The organism is Asanoa sp. NPDC049573, assembly GCF_040676615.1.
GTDB lineage: Bacteria > Actinomycetota > Actinomycetes > Mycobacteriales > Micromonosporaceae > Asanoa.
This window is the reverse complement of record NZ_JBFAPI010000013.1, coordinates 148920-167216: the sequence shown is the minus strand read 5'-3', so window position 1 is coordinate 167216 and position 18297 is coordinate 148920. Positions and strand designations below refer to the sequence as shown.

Sequence of the window (18297 nt, the reverse complement as noted above, 5' to 3'; positions counted from 1 at the left end):
GGCATTCTATCGGTAGCCGGCCGGACGCTCGCGCGACGACAGTTCAGGGCATGACGACGATGCGAGCGGCCGTGTGTGTGCGGGCGGGTGGCCCGGAGGTCCTGGAAATCCGCGAACTGCCGGTGCCGGCGGTGCGCGACGGTTGGAGCCTGGTGCGGGTGATGGGCGCGGGCCTCAACCGGTCGGAGTTGCGTACCCGGCAGGGGCACTCACCCGGCGTGCGGTTCCCGCGCGTGCTCGGGATCGAGTGCGTCGGCGTGTTGGCCGCGTCGACCGATCCCACGCTGCCGGAGGGCGCGACGGTCGCGGCGGTGATGGGCGAGATGGGCCGGCAGTTCGACGGCGGCTACGCCCAGTACGCGCTGCTCCCGAACCCGCTGCTCATGCCGGTGAGCACCACGCTCCCGTGGGAGGTGCTGGCCGCGCTGCCGGAGACCTACCTGACCGCGCGGGGCGCACTCGACGCGCTGGGGACCGGGCCGGGCGAGCGCCTCCTGATCCGTGGCGGCACCTCGTCCGTCGGCCTGGCGGCCGCGTCGATCGCGCACGCCGCCGGCGTCGAGATCGCGGCCACCACCCGCCAGCCGGCGAAGGCCGGCACGTTGACCAGGGCCGGGGTCGACCACGCGCTGATCGATGACGGCGGCCCGCTGCGCCTGCCCTGGCCCGACGGGCCGGGCCACGTCCTGGATCTGGTCGGTGCCCGCACGGTCGCCGACTCGCTGCGGCTGGTCCGCCGCGGCGGCACCGTCTGCGTGGCCGGCTCCCTCAGCGGATGGTCGATTTCCGACTTCGAGCCGATCGCGATGATCCCCTCCGGAACCCGCCTCACGGCCTTCCACAGCGACGACGCGAAGGGCGGCGCGGGCGCGGCCGTGCTCGAACGGGTGGTCCGCGACGTCGAGGCCGGGGATTACCGCCCCAACGTCGACCGGGTCGTCGGGCTGGCCGAGATCGCCGAGGCACACGGATACATGGAGACGAACCAGGCGGCCGGCAAGGTGGTCATGCTGCCCTGGAACTGAGCCTGGGTGCCGCGAACCGGATCAGGAGCGGTGGTGGCGCAGGTACTCCAACGGGATGTCGAGGGCGGCGGCGAGCCGCTCGACGACGGTCGGATCCGGGCTCCAGCCGTGACGGAGGGCGCGGATCGTCGACTCCGACAGGAAGCACTGCCGGGCCAGCGCCCGGGTCGAGACCCGGCGCACGTCCATCACCGCGCGGATCACGGCCGCCGCCGGGTCCGGTTCCGGCTCGCCCGGGGGCGTGGTGCCGGGGCCGATCACCGTATTGCCGATCTTGGCCTGGAACCACAGCAACTCGGTGTCCTGGAACCGGACCCGGGCGGCGAACGGGAGCGGACCGGCGTCGTCGGCGGCGGCCGACCCGGGCACGGCGACCTCGGAGAAGTCCGACGGCGCGACCCTCGCGAAGCACGGCCGGGCCGGCCGGACCTCGGTGATCCGCCACGCTGGGTTCCACCAGGGCAGGTCGCCCAGCAGGTCGGTGAAGAAGGGCGGCAGCACCGTCAGGTCGACCGGCTCGTGCGGGCGCGGCCGGTAGTCGGGCCAGAACGTCAATGCCGTGACCACGTCGGTGCTCAGGCGCATCGCCGGAGCCTAACCGCCTACGATCCGACGCGTGGATCTCGACGCTGTGCGCACGTTCGTCGCCGCCGCGGATGCCGGTCAGTTCCAGGATGCCGCCGTGGCGCTGTCCGTCACCCAGCAGGCCGTGTCCAAGCGGGTCGCGGCGCTCGAGAAGGATCTCGGTGTGCGGCTGTTCACGCGCACGGCCCGCGGCGTGCGACTCACCATCGACGGCCAGACGTTCCTGCCGCACGCCCGGGAACTGCTCCGGGTGGCGGCGCGGGCCGACGCGTCGGTGCGGCCCGGCCGGCGCGCCCTGCGCATCGACGTCCACAGCCGACGGACCGCGCCGGCGGTGCTGTTGCAGGAGTTCCATCGCGCGTACCCCCGGATCGACCTGGATGTCGTCACCCTCGACGCCGACGCGCGTGGCGCGACCGCCGCCGTCGAGGCGGGCACGGTCGACGCCACCTTCCACGCCGTCCCGGTCTCCGCGCGCGACCTGCCCGGCGCGGTCCGGACGGCCCGCGTGATCGACGAGCACCACGAGATCCTGGTCGGGCCGCGCCACCCGCTGGCCGACGCCGATGCCGTCACGCCCGCGCGACTCGCCGACCACCGCATCTGGATGCCCGGCCTGGCCCCCGGCACCGAATGGGCGAGCTATTACGACGAACTCGCCGCCGCGTTCGGGCTCACCATCGACCTGGTCGGGCCGGCCTTCGGCAACGAGGCGCTACTGGCCGAGATCGCCGACTCGGCGGAACTGGCGACGCTGGCCGGCGAACGTACCCGATATCTGTGGCCGGACAGCTATGACCTGCGGCGCATTCCGGTACGCGACCCGGCACCGATCTATCCGATATCGCTGATCTGGCGTGTCGACAACCCGCATCCTGGGCTCGCCACGCTCCGTGAACATCTCGGTCAGCGACGGGTGAGCACGGCGGACGAGAAGGTGTGGCTGCCGACCTGGTCGGACCCGGACCGGAGATGGGTGTGACCGACGCACGCCTTGACCCGCGCTGGTAGCGTGCCACGTCGACATGACGATCATGGGGGAGGCAGCAATGCATCGGTCCCGGCTTGTCCTGGGGGCCGCCGCCCTCGCGGCGGTGATCGCGCTCGCGGGATGCGACCCACAGTCCACATCGGATGGATCGAGCTCGCCGCACCCCGCTGGCACCAGCGCCGCCCCGGCCACCAGCGCGGCCACCATCCCGCCCATCGACACGGTCACCGAGAAGGCCTGCACCGACCTCAAGAAGGACATCAAGGACAACGCCGACAAGGTGGCCAAGGCCGAGAAGATCGGCCCGCCGGCCGGCTACACCGCGGTCAGCGCACAGTGGGCGGCCGGATCGGCCATCGTCATCGCGCACTCGATCGGCGCCAAGGAAACCGTCAGCGCCGCCGCCGACAAGGTGCAGGCGGAGATGATGAAGCTGAGCGAGGCGACCGGCAGGTCGGCCGACGCCAAGCCGAGCCGGAAGAACCTGGAAGCCGCCATCGCGGAGCTGACCGCCGCCTGCGCGCAGGCCTGAACCCGGGGCCACCTCGGCCCCGGTGAGGGTGCGCGGCTAGCCGGCGTCCCAGAAGGCCATGGCCAGGGCGAAGGCGCGGAGGTCGCCGGTCGTGGTGCCGGACATCCTGTTCATGGCGTACGCGATGGTGGTGTGTGCGTCCAGGTCGATGATGGCCAGCGAGCCGCCGTAGCCGCCCCAGTAGAGGGTGTTCGGGTTGGGCATGAAGCCCGTGTTGAGGGCGAATCCCAGACCCCACCTGATCGGCACCCCCAGGATCAGGTCCGTGCCCTCGACCTGTGCCTCGAGCGCCCGCCGGCAGCCGGCCTCGGACAGGAAGCGCCGGCCCCGGGCCATGCCGCCGTTGGCCAGGATCGCGTGGATCCCGGCGATGGCGCGGGCGTTGCCGATGCCGCCGACGGCCGGGATCTCCGCGCCGCGCCAGGCCCTGGTCCGGGTGATGTCGACCGCCAACCGCGGGTTGTCGGCCACGTTCGCCTGCAACTCGCTGTCGCCCACCGCGGGCGGTGCCGGCGGCGGGATCAGGTCGGCGACCCGCGCGTCCTGCGACGCGGGCAGGCCGATGTGGAAGTCGGCGCCCAGCGGTTCGGCGATCTCCTCGCGGAACACCGTGCCCAGCGAGCGGCCGGTGACCCGCCGCACGACCTCGCCGACCAGGAAGCCCTGGGTCATCCCGTGGTAGCCCGACCGCGTCCCGGGAGCCCAGTAGGGCTCCTGGGCGGCCAGCAACGCGGTCACCTTCTCCGAGTCGTAGAGGTCGTCCGGCGTGACCGGCTCCCGCCAGCCGCACAACCCGGCCGAGTGGCTCATCAGATGGGCGACCGTCACGTCCTGCTTGCCGCCGGCCGCGAACTCCGGCCAGTAGCGGGCCACCGGCGCCGCGAAGTCGAGGTCGCCGCGGTCGGCGACCAGCAGGGCGGTGAGCGCGGTCATGGTCTTGGTCGTCGAGTAGACGCCGACGATCGTGTCGGCGCCCCACGGCCGCGTGCGACCCTCGTCGGCGAACCCGCCCCAGAGGTCGACCACGGTCTCGCCGCCGACGGTGACGCAGAACGAAGCGCCCACGTCGTCGCCGCTGGCCAGGCTGCGCTCGAACTCGGCCCGTACCCCAGGGAACCCCATCGGCCGACCATGAAGCAGCGCACCGACCGTGTCCAGCCATTTACCGAGGGCCGCTAGCCGCTGCGGTCCCGGCGGGTGGTTGAGCTCAACCCGGGTTGAGGTGCTTGGCTGTCGGCCATGGATCTCACGGGCCTGCGGGTCGCCGTCACCGGTGCCGGGCGGGACACCGGGCGGCTGCTGGCCACCGCGTTCGCCGACCGGGGCGCACATGTCTTCGTCTCCGCCCGCGAACGGGCGGCCGCCGAGCGGGTCGCCGCCCTGGTCAACGAGCGCGGCCCGGGTCGGGCCGAGGCGTTCCCGTGCGACCTGGCGGTGCCCGAGTCGGTGCGGGGGTTCGCCGCGTTCGTGGCCGGGCGGACGGGGCACCTCGACGTGCTGGTCAACAACGGTGCCGTCTACGTCGACGGCGCCGACCTGACCGACGCGTCGGACGAGACCATCCAGACCGTGATGGCCGCCGGTGCGACCGGCACGATGCTCCTCACCCGGCACCTTCTTCCGTTGTTGCGGGCCTCGTCGCGGCCGGACATCGTCAACCTGGTCTCGGCCTGCGGCGAGGTGGGACACCACCGGTCCGGCGCGCATCCGGCCTTCTACGCGGCCAAGCACGCGCACGCCGGGCTCGCCGAGATCCTCTCCCACCGGCTGCGGCCGGAGGGCATCCGGGTGGTCTCGCTGTTCCCGCCCGACTTCGTGCAGGACGGCCCGCGGGCCGCCGGCGGCGAGCTCACCGCCGCGTCGGTCGTCGACTGCGTGCTGTTCGCGGTCGGGCAACCGCGCGACTGCTTCATCCGCGAGTTCCGCTTCGAGCAGGTGCGCGTTCAGTCGACGTCAAGTGCGCCTTCGTAGCGTCGAGTCCGCAGATGTCGCTGAACCCGAGGGGCGTACGACGATGACAACCACCACCCGCCGCACCGTCCTGGCCGGATCCGCCGCCGTCGCGGCGGGCGCCCTGCTCGGTGCGCCCGCCGCCCAGGCCCGCGGCCGCGGAGCGCACGGGCCCAAACCGACGGTCGTGCTCGTGCACGGCGCGTTCGCCGACGCGTCCGGCTGGAACGACGTGGCCGGACGGCTGATCCGCGACGGCTATCCGGTCCTCGCGCCGGCCAACCCGTTGCGCGGCGTCGCCGCCGACTCCGCCTACCTGGCCAGCATCCTGGCCACGGTCAGCGGCCCGGTGGTGCTCGCCGCGCACTCCTATGGCGGGATCGTCATCACCAACGCGGCGACCGGCAACCCGGCGGTCAAGGCCCTGGTCTACGTGGCCGCGTTCGCACCGGCGCGGGACGAGACGCTGGTCGGCATGCAGAGCCGGTTCCCCGGCAGCCAACTGAGCGAGGCGGCGCTCGAGTTCCGGCCGTATCCGGAGGGGGTCGACGCCTACATCAGGCAGGAGGTGTTCCACGACGTCTTCGCCGGCGACCTGCGGCGGTCGACGACCGAGCTGATGTGGGCGGCGCAGCGGCCGGCCGACGTGCGCGCACTGCAGGAGCCCTCGGCCCCGCCGGGGTGGGCCACCATTCCCTCCTGGTATCTGGTCGCCCGGGACGACAAGGTGATCCCGCCGGCGGCGCAGCGGTTCATGGCGCGGCGGGCCGGCGCACAGGTCCGCGAGGTGGGCGCCTCGCACGTCGCGATGATCTCGCAGCCCGCCGCCACGTTCGACCTCATCAAGCGCGCCGCGGCCTGAGACCAGGGAGCCTGGACATGCCCACTCGAGTGAACCGTCAGACGGTCGACCTGTCCGCGTACCCTGACCTGATCGTCATGTATCTGGGCATGCGGGTGAACCACTTCTACGGGATCCGCACGTTCTTCAGCTTCGGCCGCAAGATCAGCCAGTCAGTGGCGGGCAAGCCGGACGGCCTGTTGCTGCACGAGCCGGTCTACTACTCGATCTTTCCGATGAACATGGGGATGCGGCAGTACTGGCGGGACCTGCCGTCGCTGCTGGAGTACGCCCGGACAGCGGAACACCGCGAGTGGTGGATGAGCTTCCTGAAGGACTCCGGCGGCACCGGCTTCTGGCACGAGACCTATTCGGTCAAGGGCGGAATGGAAGCCGTGTACGACGACGTGCCCAAGCCGCTCGGCTTCGGGCAGTTCGCCGGGCTGCGGCGGGCGCGCGGACCGATGTTCGGCTCGGCCGCCCGGCTGGGACGCGAGGACGGCGGAGCCCCGGTTCTCGACGAGACGGAACTCTACGAGTCGTAGGCGGCGTCGAGATGCGCGGCCAACCGGGCGAGCGCCGGCGGCAGCCGCTCGCACAACTCGATGACCTCCGCGAAGAGCTTGCGGCCCACGGCCTCGCCGGTCAGGTCGCGATGGACGAGCACCTGGCGGTAGGCGTCGCGCAACTCCGGCCCCGGGCTGATGCCCAGGTCGTCGGCGAGCCTGCGGCGGATCGCGCGGTAGGCGGCCAGCGCCTCGGCCCGGCGGCCGGCCGTGGCCAGCACGGTGACCAGGGCCGCCTGGACGGGTTCGTGGAGCGGGTCCATCTCGGCCGCTCGGCGCACCGGCGCGATGAGCAGCGACGAACGGCCGAGCGGGACGGCCAGGCGGGCGGCGGCCAGCGCCGCGTCGAGGAACTCGCCGTCGACGCCGGCGAACACGGCCCGGGCCGCCGGCGTGTCACCGACGCCCTCGCCGGCCGGGCCGTGCCCGAGTCGCAGCGCCTCGGCGTACAGGTCGAGTGCGCGGTCGCCCTCCGCCTGGCGCTTCGCCTCGGCGGCCAGCCGCCGGAACCGGACCAGGTCGAGGGTGTCCGGCCCGGCGGTGAACCGGTAACCGTCGCCATGGCGTACGACGTAGCGGCCGGGCGTCCGCGACGGCAGGCCCGGCTCGAGCAGGCGGCGCACCGCGCCGACGTACTTCTGGATGATGTTGGTCGCGGTCGGCGGTGCGCCCTCGCCCCACAGCGCATCGATCAGCTCGCCCGTGCTGACCGGCCGGCCCTCCCGCGCCAGCAGGAGCGCGAGTAGGCACCGTTGCTGCGGCGGCCCGGTGTCCACGTCGGTGCCGGCCCGGCGGACCCGCAACGGGCCCAGGATCTCGAGGCGCACGGTCATGTGCCTGACGGTAGGCAGCGGACCGGCCGGTCAGGCTACGTCGGATGACGTAATCTTCCGGGCCAGTTCGGCGCGCGAGCTCACCTGGATCTTCGGGTAGATCCGGTAGAGATGGGTGCTGACGGTCCGCGGCGACAGGAACAACCGCTCGCCGATCTCCCGGTTGCTCAGCCCCTCCGCCGCCAGCCGGGTGATCTGCTGCTCCTGCGGCGTCAAGGTGGCCAGCGCGTCCAGCGGCTTGCGCCGGGTCTCGCCGGTCGCCCGCAGTTCGGCCCGCGCCCGGTCGGCCCACGGCGTGGTGCCGAGCCCGTCGAACGTCGTCGCCGCGGCCCGCAGCAGCGGCCGGCTCTCGGTGATCCGGAAGGCCCGGCGCAGCGCGGCGCCGTAGGTGAGCTGGAGCCGGGCCCGCTCGAACGGCCAGCCGCTCAGGTCGTCGGCCAGCGCGGCGGCGAAGTCGCCGCTGAGCACCGCGCGGGCATAGCCGAGCCCGACCCGCAGCGAGGGCGACTGGCTCCGCTCGGCGACGGGTTCCAGCTCGGTGACCACGGCGCCCAGTCGCTCGTGGAAGCCGCCGAGGACGGCCGCCTCGGCCAGGTCGGCCAGGGCGTGCAGGTGGTAGTTCGGGAAGTAGGCGCTGTCGGCCGGATCGAAGATCCGGAACAGCTGGCGGAACGCGTCGTCGGCGTGGCCCTCGGCGAGCGCGGCGACGCCCCGCGCGCGCTGCACCAACGCCAGCAGGGGCAGCCGGCGGGCGGCGACCAGCACCGGCTCGACGGCGTCGGCGAGGCGGCGGGCGGCCGCGCCGTCGCCGCGCAACGCCTCGGCGTGCGCCAGCAGGAGCTTGCTGCCGAGCAGCCAGGTCGACTGGTGCGTCTCCTCGGCCAGGGCCACGCACTCGGCGGCCAGCGGCAGCGCGGCGCGGGCGTCGCCCAGGCCGACGCACGAGGACGCGGCGGAGTTGAGGGCCCGGGTCAGTGTGCCGATCCAGCCCTGCGTGCGCAGTTCGACCACACCGGACAGGGCCAGCGAGCGGCCGATGTCGAACGCACCGATGGCGAAGGTGGCCACCGCCAGGTCGAAGCGCATCGCGGGGGCCAGGTCGATCCGGTGCACGAGGGCGCGGAGCCTTTCCAGCCCGGCGGCACCGTGCGCGACCGGGTCGATCAGCAGCAGGAGCACGGTCAGCCGCGGATCGTCGTCTGGGAGACCGAGCGCCAGGGTGACCTCGGTGAACCGGTCGCGGACGGCGGCCGGCACGCTGGAGTAGTAGATCCGCAACCCGAGTTCGATCATCGCGCCGGCGGCGGCCTCGGTCTCGCCGTCGCGGTGCATCGTCTCCACGGCGTCCGCGTAGGCCAGCAGCCGTTCGTGCCCGGTCCAGGGGGTCTCGAACACCGCCTCGCGCAGCCAGTGCAGCCGGGCCTGGTCGGCCGGTCGCAGGGCGCTCGGGTCGACCTCGCCCAGCAGGCGCCGGACGCCGTGCGCGTCGCCCTGTTCGTACGCCAGTTGGGCGGCCACGAACTGCCGCCGGGCGCGCGCGCCCGGGTCCTCGCTGAGCTGGACCGCCCGGCTGACCGCGGCGAGCGCGAACGCGGCCGCGTGCCGCTCCGCGGCGCCGGCCGCGGCGTCCGTCAGCTGCCGGGCCAGCGCCTCGTCGGGACCCGGCACGGCCGAGGCCCGGTGCCACAGACCGCGTTCCGGGCTGGCGGCGAGGACCTCGGCGAGCGCGGCATGCACCCGGCGGCGGTCTCCCGGCGCGGCCTGCTGGCGCAGCGCCGACCGCAGCAGCGGGTGCCGGAACCGCAGCTCGTACTGCTCGTCGACGCTCACCAGGCGCGCGGTCACCGCCGGCTGGACCGTGTCGGCCGGCACCGGGACGCCCGTCAGGATGCCCGCGGCGGCCAGGATCTCGTCGAGGTTGCCGCCGTCGTGCAACGCGGCGATCAGCAGCAGGTCGCGGGTCGGCGGCGGCAGCTCGGCGACCAGGCCGCCGAAGGTCTGTTCGATCCGGGTGCTCAACGGGACCGACGACGGCAGCAGCGCCGAGCCACCGGAGCGCGCGGCGGCGGCGCCGAGCTCGACCAGGCCGAGCGGGTTGCCGGCCGCCTCGTCGAGCACCCGCGCCCGCAGGGTGCGCGCCAGATCGGGCGCCACCCGGTCGAGGAGGGCGCCGGCGTCTGTTGTGGACAGTGGCTCCAGCCGCAACTGGGCGAGGCCGGCCGCGGCCAACCGGCGGTCGATGTCGTCGCCCTCGCGGACGGCCATCACGACGGCGATCCGGTCGGCGCCGATGCGGCGGCACAGGAACGTCAACGTCTCCCAGCTGGCGCCGTCGAGCCAGTGTGCGTCCTCGACCGCGAGCAGGACCGGCTCACCGAGGTCGCCGAGCAGTTCCAGCACCTCGACCGCGACCCGGTAGGGGGAGCGGTCGGCCATCGGGGCGGGGCGCAGCGGCCGGAGCAGGTGCTCCAGGGCGGCGTACGGAACCTGCACCTCCACCTGCACGCCCGTCACGCTCAGGACACGTACACCGCGCTGGTGTGCGGTTTCGACGGTCTGCTCGAGCAGCGCCGACTTACCGATGCCGGCCTCACCGCGCAGCACGAGAACGGCGCCCTGCCCACCGGCGGCGTTGGCGAGCAGGGCTTCGAGCGCGGCGACCTCGTCGTCGCGCCCAACGATCTCCATGCCCTAATAGTGCAGCGGCACGGAGGGTGACCTCCAGCGGGTTCAGCCCGCGGCGGCGGCCAGGATCGCGTCGATCGTCGCTTGTGGATGCGAGACCATCGACACGTGCGAGCCGGCGACCTCGCTGATCGTGGCTCCGGCCCGCTCGGCCATCTTGCGCTGGACGTCGGGCGGGATGACCCGGTCCTCGGTGCCGACGACGGCCCAGCTCGGCCGGTCGCGCCAGCCGGGTGCGCCGGACGGTGTCTGGTTGGCGCTCAGCGTGATCGGCCGCTGGCCTTCGAGGATGAGCCAGCGGTCGGCCTCCGGCAGGTCCTGCGCGAACGAGTCGAACACCGTGTCGTGCTTGAGGAACGCCTCGGCGTCGCCCTCGGGCGCGCCCGGGTAGCCGGCGATGTCGAGCACGGTGGTCGGATCGGGCACGGCCAGCGCCGAGCCGGAGCCGCCGAGGATCTGGAAGACGGTCTCGCCCTCGTCGGGGATGAACGCGTCGACGTAGACCAGCGCGCGCACGTCACCGGCGGTGGCGGCGTTGGTGATGACGAACCCGCCGTAGGAGTGGCCGACCAGCACGACCGGGCCGCTCGTGCGCTGGGCGACGAAGGACGCGAGGTAGGAGGCGTCGTGCGACAGCCCGCGCAGCAGGTTGGGTGGCGTGAGGACGGAGAAGCCCTGCTCCCGCAGGGCCGTCGCGACGGCGTTCCAGCTCGAGGCGTCTGCCCACGCACCGTGGACGAGGACAATGGTCGGCTTCATGGACGCGAGCGTAGGTAGCGCGTCTGAACAGACGCTGAACAGCGCTCACGGTTTGCGGGCGACACCGCCGAAGGCGTCGGTCTGCTCGGGCTCGGCGTCGGCGTCGGCGTGCCAGGCGGTGATCTGGGCCAGGCCCGGCTCGACGAGTTCCAGACCGGTGAAGACCGAGGCGAGGTCGGCCTGGCTGCGCAGGTGGTATTCGTCGCCGCCGCTCTCGACCAGGCGCTTGGCTCCTTCGACCACGCTCGGGGTCGTGTCGGTGCTGTCCCAGAACACGAGGTAGCTGCCGGAGGCGGTGGCGGCCACGACCCGGTCGATGATCGACCTCACCACGCCCAGGTCAGGCTCGTAGCCCATCACGCCCATGAACATCACCGCGACCGGCTTTCCGAAGTCGAGCGTCCGCGCGGCCTGTTCGAGGATCTTCTCCGGCTCGTAGTAGTCGGCCTGCAGGTAGGTGACGTGCTCGTCGGAGCCGGCCGCGCCCAGCAGCGCCCGGGCGTGCACCAGCACGAGCGGGTCCTTGTCGACGTAGACGGTGCGGCTCTCCGGCGCGATCTCCCGGGCGATCTCGTGGGTGTTCTGCATCGCCGGCAGGCCGGTGCCGATGTCGAGGAACTGCCGGATGCCGCGTTCGGCGGCCAGGAACCGCACCGCGCGGGTCAGGAACCGGCGCGAGTCGCGGGCCATCAGCCGGATCTCCGGGTAGACGCCCGCGACGGCGTCGCCCGCCGCCCGGTCGGCGGGGTAGTTGTCGACTCCGCCCATCCAGTAGTTCCAGATGCGGGCGGCGTGCGGGATCTCCGGCCGAAGCTGGGCGGTCAGGTCGGAATCCGAGATGGTCATGCGCCGATTCTTCCACGGCGATGATCGTGGTCGATAGGTCCGACCGCCCGGTCAGAAGATGACCACCGACCGCAGGGCGTCGCCGCGGCGCATGGTGTCGAAGGCCGCCTCCACATCGGTCAGGGCGATCTCCTCGGTGACGAAGGCGTCGAGGTCGAGGCGGCCCTGGCGGTAGAGGTCGACCAGCATCGGGAAGTCGCGGCTGGGCAGGCAGTCGCCGTACCAGCTGGACTTGAGCGCGCCGCCGCGGCCGAACATGTCGATCAGCGGCAGGTCGGGAACCTTCATGTCGGGGGTCGGCACGCCGACCAGGACCAGCGTGCCGGCCAGGTCGCGGGCGTAGAACGCCTGCTTCCAGGTCTCCGGCCGGCCGACCGCCTCGACCACGACGTCGGCGCCGTCGGCACCCTCGTACACCTCGGCGCAGATGCGTTTGATCTCTTCCACCGGGTCGGCCTGCGACGAGTCGACGGTGTGGGTGGCGCCGAGGTCCTTGGCCTTCGCCAGCTTCTTGGCGTCGATGTCGACGGCGATGATCGGGCTCGCGCCGGCCAGCGCCGCGCCGGCGATGGCGGCCACCCCGACGCCGCCGCAGCCGATCACGGCAATGCTCCGGCCGCGGGTGATCCCGCCGGTGTGGATCGCGGCGCCGATGCCGGCCATCACGCCGCAGCCGAGCAGGCCGACGGCGGCCGGCCGGGCCGCCGGGTCGACCTTCGTGCACTGGCCGGCGGCGACCAGGGTCTTCTCGGCCAGCGAGCCGATGCCGAGGGCGGGGGAGAGCTCGGTGCCGTCTTCGAGGGTCATCTTCTGCTTGGCGTTGTGGGTCGCGAAGCAGTACTGCAGGTCGCCGCGCTTGCAGGCCCGGCACTGGCCGCAGACGGCGCGCCAGTTGAGCACCACGAAGTCGCCGGGCGCCACGCCCGTCACGCCGGGGCCGACGGACTCGACGACGCCCGCGGCCTCGTGGCCGAGCAGGAACGGGAAGTCGTCGTTGATCCCACCCTCGCGATAGTGCAGGTCGGTGTGGCAGACCCCGCAGGACCGCACCTCGACCACGGCCTCACCCGGGCCGGGGTCGGGCACGTTGATCGTGACGATCTCGACCGGTGCGCCCTTCTCGCGGGCCACCACTCCCTGAACCTGCTGCATCCTGGCGCTCCTGCCTGCTGGGCCGACCTGCCCATTCAACACGAAGACGACCCGAGCAGGTCAGACGCGATAGGGGGTGAGGTCGAGCCCGGGATAACGCAGGGCCATGCCGGCCAGGGTCTCCGCTGCCCAGTAGGGGTGTCCGGGCGGCGGGAAGCCCAGGGCGCCCAACTGGCGCGGGGTGGCCCGGGCGACGAAGTCGACCCAGGGATCGAGGAAGCTGCGGACGGCCCAGCCCACCCGCTGTCCCCAGTGGACGCTGGCCGGGCGGAAGCACAGTTGCATGCTGTAGCGGGCGCCGCCCGGCGCGGTCAGCTGCGTGCCGCGATGGAAGGTGCCCGGCTCGAAGGCGATGACGGTGCCGGCCGGACCGGCGCCGGAGACCTCGGCCGCGTAGAGGTCGGGGCTGCCGCTGCCGTCGTCGTAGCGGAACCCGGCCGGCCGGCCGGGCCGCAGGTACCAGTTGGGCACCGCCGGCAGGTGTGCGGTGTGCCGGCGCGGGACCAGGTGCGGCGGCCCGAGTTCTTCCGGGACGTCGTGCAGGAAGACGAACATCTCGACCTGCCGGCAGCCGGGGGTGGTGCTGGGCACCAGGATGGTGTGGTTGAGATAGTCGCGGTGCAGGTCCTGGTCGTAGTCGCAGGCGCCGGTGTATTTGGCCCACGCCTCGGCGCCGTACATCAGGATGTCGTCGTCGTCGAGCAGGGCCGCGGCCAGCGTCAGCACCTTGTCGTGCACGGCGAGCAGGCTGAGGTCGGTGCTGGCGAACGGGAACGTGTCGATGCCGGCGAACTCGTCGCCGACGAAGCGGTCGCGGCGCGGGTCGGTGCCGCTGTGGAAGCCCTCCGCCGAGGGGAACATCGGTTCGAGATCGGCCTCGAGGTCTTCGGCCGGGATGAACCCGGGCAGGATCACGAAACCGTCGGTCTGCCAGGCTCGCACCGCGCTGTCGAGGTCCACCGGGCCAGGATCGGCGGGGCGCGTCCGGCCCGGCAACCGGTTTTCCTCAGCCGCCGGGCAGCAATGCGTGGAAGAGGTCTTCGATCGGGCCGAGCAGGTCGTCTTCCCGCGCCGAGGCCAGCGGTTCCATTGTGGTGTTCGACCGGAGCAGGGCGAGGCCGAGCGCGGCCGACAGCGCGATCTGGGCCCGCAGCAGGTGCGCGTCGTCGCCGGCGGGTCCACCGGCCGCGGCCGCCATCCGTTCGGCGAACGACCGCAGGATGCCGAGCCGGATCTGCTCGGCCCGCTCGTCGCCCGACGAGCGGAGCAGGAGCAGCAGTTGGTCGGGGTGTTCGCCGGCGTGCTGGCCGGACAGCTGCCGGGCGATGGTGCGGGGCACCTGGTCGAGCCCGACGTCGGAGCGGACGGTGTCGCCGAGTTCGTCGCCGACCCCCCGCAGGCACGCCTCGAACAGGCCTTCCTTGGACGCGAAGTAGCGGCTGATCAGGGCCACGTTGACGCCGGCCTCGTCGGCGATGTCGCGCACGGTGGTGGCCGCGTAGCCGTGCTGCGCGAACCGGCGCCGGGCGGCACGCAGCAGCAACCGTCGGGTGCTGGCGGCGTCCCGGCGCCGCTGTTCGCCTGCCGTCACCCGGCCAGCGTACAAGCGCGCCGAATGTGATGTAAACCATCGTTGACTTAGCACCTGACGTGCGGATACTTGACAAGTCAGCAGTTGTTTACAACGCGCTTCGGGGATTCCATGACAGAGATCATCGAGCGGCGGCGCCAGGCCGCCGCCGGCCGCGCGGCCGGCCACCGCCCGAACAGCACGCTGGTGGTGCTGTTCCTCTCGCTGGGCGGCCTCGCGTTCGCGGTGCTGCAGTCGCTGGTCGCACCCGCGTTGTCGACGATCGGGCGGGACCTGGGCGCCTCGACGGCCGACGTGAGCTGGATCCTGACCGCCTACCTGCTGTCGGCGTCGGTCCTGACGCCGATCCTGGGCCGCCTGGGCGACATGATCGGCAAGCGCCGGGTGCTGATCGTGGTGCTGATGGTGCTGCTGCTCGGCACGTTGCTGGCCGCGCTGGCGCCCAACCTGGTCGTGCTGATCGTGGCCCGCGCCCTGCAGGGCGCCGCCGGCGCGATCCTGCCGCTGTCGATCGGCATCGTCCGTGACGAACTGCCGCGCGAGAAGGTCGGCGTCACCGTCGGCCTGCTCTCGGCGATCTTCGGCGTCGGCGCCGGTGTCGGCATCGTCGCCGCCGGCCCGATCGTCGAGCACCTGTCGTGGCACTGGCTGTTCTGGCTGCCGCTGGCGGTCGTGGTCATCGCCCTGGTAGGAGCGATCTTCGGCATCCCGGAGTCGCCGGTCCGCAAGCCCGGCCGCCTCGACGTGCTCGGTGCCGGGATCCTGTCCGTGGCCCTGGTGTCGCTGCTCCTCGCGATCAGCAAGGGCCAGAGCTGGGGCTGGGGTGCCACCTCCACCGTGGGCCTGATGGTGCTGGGCCTGGTCGCCCTGGTCGTCTTCGTCCTGGTCGAGTCGCGGGTCCGCGAGCCTCTCGTCGACATGCGCCTGATGAAGCGCCGCGGTGTCTGGGCGACCGACGTCGTCGCCCTGGGCCTCGGCTTCGCGATGTTCGGCACCTTCCTGCTCATCCCGACGCTGCTGCAACTGCCCGCGGCGACCGGCTACGGCTTCGGCAAGTCGGTCTCCGAGTCGGGGCTGTTCCTGCTGCCCACCGTGGCCACGATGGTGGTCTTCGGCCCGCTGGCCGGCCTGCTCGACCGCCGCTTCGGCCCCAAGCTTCCGATGTTCCTCGGCGTCAGCCTGGTCGTGGTGTCGTTCGCCCTGCCCGCGATCGGCCACGGCGCGGTCTGGCAGATGCTGCTCTCCGGTGTGCTCACCGGCGCCGGCATCGGCCTGGCGTTCGCCGCGATGTCCAACGCCATCATCGAGAGCGTTCCGGCCGCGCAGACCGGGGAGGCGACCAGCGTCAACACGATCGCCCGGACCATCGGCAGCAGCATCGGCACCGCTGTCGTCGCGGCCGTCATCACCTCGCACAGCACCCCTGCGGGCCTGCCCACCGACGACGCGTTCACCTACGGTTTCTGGGTCTGCGCCGCCGCGGGCCTCGTGGCGGTGCTGGCCTCGCTGGTCCTGCCGTGGGGCCGCGGTCGCCGCGAGCAGCCCGTCAAGGCCTAGCCTGTCGGGGTGTCGCTGACCTTGAACGAGGCCCGGGCCCGGGCCGCCATGCTCTCCGACGTCCGCTACGACCTCGAGTTCGACGTCACGGCTCCGGACACGTTCCGGAGCCGGGTCGCCGTGCGGTTCCACACCACCGGCGGCGACACGTTCCTCGAGCTGCACCGGGCCGAGTCGCTCGAGGTGACCCTGGACGGGTCGATCGTCGCGCCCGGCTACGACGGGCGCCGGATCCCACTCGACGGCCTGGCGCCGGGCTCGCACGAGGTGGTCGTCGACGCGCGGCTGCGCTACGTCACCGACGGTGAGGGGATGCACACCTTCACCGACCCGGTCGACGGCGAGCGTTACGTCGGCGGGTATCTGGGCGTCGACATCACCCAGCGCCTGTTCGCCTGCTTCGACCAACTCGACCTGAAGGCCCCGATCACACTGACGGTGTACGCCGATCCGACGTGGACGGTCCTGTCCAACGGGCGGCGGACGGGAGCCGATGGTGGCCGGTTCACGTTCGCCACCACCCAGCCGATCCCGTGCGACATCTTCGCCGTCGTGGCCGGGCCGCTGCACTCGGTCACCTGGGAGCACCGCGGCCTGCCGATGGGCTGGCACGCCCGCCGCTCGCTGGCCGCCGAACTCGACCGCGACGCCGCAGAGCTGCGGCGGGTGACCGAGGTCTGCTTCGACCACTACGCGCGGATCTTCACCGAGCCGTTCCCGTTCGACTCCTACGACCAGGTCTTCGTGCCCGAGCTCAACTGGGGCGCGATGGAGTGCCCCGGCTGCGTGACGTTCGCCGAGGACATGCTGCCGCGGGCGCGGGTCACCGACGACGACCGCCGGCACCGGGCCGAGGTGATCGCGCACGAGATGGCACACATGTGGTTCGGCGACCTGGTCTCCCCGGTGTGGTGGGAGGACATGTGGCTCAACGAGTCGTTCGCCGACTTCATGGGCTTCGAGGTGGCCGAGACCGTGGCCGGCTACGCCGGCACCCGGGTGTCGTTCGAGGCGGCCTACAAGCCGCGCGCCTACCTGGCCGACCGGCGCCGGTCCACCCATCCCGTCGCGCCGAACGCCGAGGACGTGCCCGATGTCGACACCGGGACGACCATTTTCGACCACATCTCGTACGGGAAGGGCAACGCGGTCCTCCGGCAGTTGGTGACCTGGCTCGGCGAGGCCGACTTCCTGGCCGGGGTCAACGCTCACCTGACCCGGCACCGGTTCGGCAACGCCACCCTCGAAGACCTGCTGGCCGCGCTAGACGCCGCCTCGCCGCGCGACGTGCGCGGTTGGGCCCGGCTGTGGCTGCGGCAGTCGGGCCACGACACCATCCGGGTCGAGCGCCGGGGCGAGGTGCCCGTGCTTCGCCGGGACGGCGTCCGCCCGCACCGGTTCACCGTGGCCGCGTTCACGCCGGCGCTCGAGCAGGTCGGCGCCCGGCTGGTCGACCTGGACGACGAGCCGGTGGACCTGCCGGATTGGGCCGGGCTGGTCGTGGTGCCCAACGCCCACGGCGAGACGTTCGCCCGGATCGACCTCGACCCGTTCTCGCACGACGCCGTGTCGCGCGGCCTGACCGACGTGGCGGACCCGTTGGTGCGGGCGGTGCTCTGGGCCACGGTGCTCGACCAGGCGCCGCCCGCGGCCCACCTCGACCTGCTGGCCCGGCACCTGCCCCGGGAGCCCGTGCCGACGCTGGTGAGCGCGGCCCTCGACCGCACCCTGCGGCTGCTGCGCGGCGTGCCCACCGACGCGTCCGCGGCGCTCGCGACCGTCGCCGCGGCGTGCGCCGTCGAGGCCGAGCCGGACGAGCAGCGGGCGGTCGCGCTGGCGCGCGGGCTGGCCTGGAGCACCAGCGACACCGCGCTGTTGCGGGGCTGGCTGGCGGCCGACGCCACCGGCCAGGGGCTGGCGCTCGACCCGGGGCTGCGCTGGGCCGCGGTGCGCCGGCTGGCCGAACTCGGTGGCCTGGACGCCGGGGAGATCGAGGCCGAGCGGCTGCGGGACGGCACCACGTCGGCCGACCTGGGCGCGGCCACCGCCCTGGCCGCCCGCCCGACGGCCGAGGCGAAGTCGGCGGCGTGGGCGGCGATGACCTCGGAGCCCGACATCCCGGTCAGCAGGTTCCGCGCGCTGGGCGCCGGCCTGTGGTCGCTGTCGCAGCGGGATCTGGTCGCGCCGTACGTCGCGGACTACGTCGCGACCGCGCCGGCGCTGGCCCGGCGGGGGTCGGCGTTCGCCGAGGCGGTCGGCCGGGCGTTCCCGGCCCTGCCGCTGACGGCGGCCGAGCTGGACCTGGTCCGCGAGGCGCTGCGCGGCGACGTGCCCGCCGTGCTGCGGCGCGTCTGGGAGGACGAGCTCGACGACCGGCCCTGAGC

Annotated in this window: 17 protein-coding genes; 8 read left to right on the top strand and 9 right to left on the bottom strand. The window is 72.9% G+C overall.

Features of this window, described 5'->3' with window-relative positions; all coding sequences use genetic code 11:
* Nucleotides 1-50 precede the first annotated feature (50 nt).
* The gene (locus AB0J74_RS26745) at nucleotides 51-1025 is read left to right on the top strand and encodes a zinc-binding dehydrogenase (protein ID WP_363452566.1); all 975 of its coding nucleotides are present in this window, start codon (nucleotides 51-53) and stop codon (nucleotides 1023-1025) included.
* A gap of 21 nt (nucleotides 1026-1046) precedes the next feature.
* Here the strand turns inward: AB0J74_RS26745 and AB0J74_RS26740 are convergent, their stop codons facing one another.
* The gene (locus tag AB0J74_RS26740; RefSeq protein ID WP_363452564.1) at nucleotides 1047-1610 is read right to left on the bottom strand and encodes a helix-turn-helix transcriptional regulator; all 564 of its coding nucleotides are present in this window, start codon (nucleotides 1608-1610) and stop codon (nucleotides 1047-1049) included.
* A gap of 31 nt (nucleotides 1611-1641) precedes the next feature.
* Between AB0J74_RS26740 and AB0J74_RS26735 the strand changes: the two genes are divergently transcribed.
* Both AB0J74_RS26735 and AB0J74_RS26730 read left to right on the top strand, forming a co-directional pair.
* Complete coding sequence (locus AB0J74_RS26735; RefSeq protein ID WP_363452561.1) at nucleotides 1642-2592, top strand: LysR family transcriptional regulator; 951 nt, start codon at nucleotides 1642-1644, stop codon at nucleotides 2590-2592.
* A gap of 67 nt (nucleotides 2593-2659) precedes the next feature.
* Entirely contained in the window at nucleotides 2660-3133 is a 474-nt protein-coding gene (locus AB0J74_RS26730; protein ID WP_363452558.1) for a hypothetical protein, read from the top strand.
* Nucleotides 3134-3169: 36 nt separating this feature from the next.
* Here the strand turns inward: AB0J74_RS26730 and AB0J74_RS26725 are convergent, their stop codons facing one another.
* A complete protein-coding gene (locus AB0J74_RS26725; RefSeq protein ID WP_363452556.1) occupies nucleotides 3170-4255 on the bottom strand; it encodes a serine hydrolase domain-containing protein in 1086 nt (361 codons plus the stop codon).
* A gap of 117 nt (nucleotides 4256-4372) precedes the next feature.
* Here AB0J74_RS26725 and AB0J74_RS26720 point away from each other — a divergent pair, with 117 nt between their 5' ends.
* The 3 genes from AB0J74_RS26720 to AB0J74_RS26710 are packed head-to-tail and all read left to right on the top strand — an operon-like array spanning nucleotide 4373 to nucleotide 6469.
* Entirely contained in the window at nucleotides 4373-5104 is a 732-nt protein-coding gene (locus tag AB0J74_RS26720; protein ID WP_363452554.1) for an SDR family oxidoreductase, read from the top strand.
* Nucleotides 5105-5147: 43 nt separating this feature from the next.
* Nucleotides 5148-5945 (top strand): alpha/beta hydrolase, encoded by a 798-nt coding sequence (locus AB0J74_RS26715; RefSeq protein WP_363452552.1) that lies wholly within the window; start codon nucleotides 5148-5150, stop codon nucleotides 5943-5945.
* Between the two features lie 17 nt (nucleotides 5946-5962).
* Nucleotides 5963-6469, top strand: a complete 507-nt coding sequence (locus tag AB0J74_RS26710; RefSeq protein WP_363452550.1) for a DUF4188 domain-containing protein — start codon at nucleotides 5963-5965, stop codon at nucleotides 6467-6469.
* Here the strand turns inward: AB0J74_RS26710 and AB0J74_RS26705 are convergent.
* The 7 genes from AB0J74_RS26705 to AB0J74_RS26675 are packed head-to-tail and all read right to left on the bottom strand — an operon-like array spanning nucleotide 6457 to nucleotide 14356.
* Nucleotides 6457-7323 carry a BTAD domain-containing putative transcriptional regulator gene (locus AB0J74_RS26705; protein WP_363452548.1) on the bottom strand — a complete coding sequence of 289 codons (867 nt, stop codon included), beginning with the start codon at nucleotides 7321-7323 and terminating at the stop codon, nucleotides 6457-6459. The two genes, AB0J74_RS26710 and AB0J74_RS26705, sit on opposite strands and share 13 nt — an antisense overlap.
* Nucleotides 7324-7353: 30 nt before the next feature.
* Entirely contained in the window at nucleotides 7354-10011 is a 2658-nt protein-coding gene (locus AB0J74_RS26700; RefSeq protein WP_363452546.1) for an AAA family ATPase, read from the bottom strand.
* Between the two features lie 42 nt (nucleotides 10012-10053).
* Nucleotides 10054-10767 (bottom strand): alpha/beta hydrolase, encoded by a 714-nt coding sequence (locus AB0J74_RS26695; protein WP_363452544.1) that lies wholly within the window; start codon nucleotides 10765-10767, stop codon nucleotides 10054-10056.
* A gap of 45 nt (nucleotides 10768-10812) precedes the next feature.
* Complete coding sequence (locus AB0J74_RS26690; RefSeq protein ID WP_363452542.1) at nucleotides 10813-11613, bottom strand: SAM-dependent methyltransferase; 801 nt, start codon at nucleotides 11611-11613, stop codon at nucleotides 10813-10815.
* A 51-nt stretch (nucleotides 11614-11664) separates the two neighbouring features.
* Nucleotides 11665-12765: an S-(hydroxymethyl)mycothiol dehydrogenase gene (locus tag AB0J74_RS26685; RefSeq protein ID WP_363452540.1), complete on the bottom strand. Its 1101-nt coding sequence runs from the start codon at nucleotides 12763-12765 to the stop codon at nucleotides 11665-11667.
* 60 nt (nucleotides 12766-12825) lie between these two features.
* The gene (locus tag AB0J74_RS26680; protein ID WP_363452538.1) at nucleotides 12826-13725 is read right to left on the bottom strand and encodes a phytanoyl-CoA dioxygenase family protein; all 900 of its coding nucleotides are present in this window, start codon (nucleotides 13723-13725) and stop codon (nucleotides 12826-12828) included.
* Between the two features lie 46 nt (nucleotides 13726-13771).
* Entirely contained in the window at nucleotides 13772-14356 is a 585-nt protein-coding gene (locus AB0J74_RS26675) for a TetR family transcriptional regulator (RefSeq protein ID WP_363452536.1), read from the bottom strand.
* 111 nt (nucleotides 14357-14467) lie between these two features.
* Between AB0J74_RS26675 and AB0J74_RS26670 the strand changes: the two genes are divergently transcribed.
* Together AB0J74_RS26670 and pepN are read left to right on the top strand one after the other, a co-directional pair.
* Nucleotides 14468-15913, top strand: a complete 1446-nt coding sequence (locus tag AB0J74_RS26670; RefSeq protein WP_363452533.1) for an MFS transporter — start codon at nucleotides 14468-14470, stop codon at nucleotides 15911-15913.
* A 9-nt stretch (nucleotides 15914-15922) separates the two neighbouring features.
* The gene (pepN, locus tag AB0J74_RS26665) at nucleotides 15923-18295 is read left to right on the top strand and encodes an aminopeptidase N (protein WP_363452531.1); all 2373 of its coding nucleotides are present in this window, start codon (nucleotides 15923-15925) and stop codon (nucleotides 18293-18295) included.
* Nucleotides 18296-18297 lie beyond the last annotated feature (2 nt).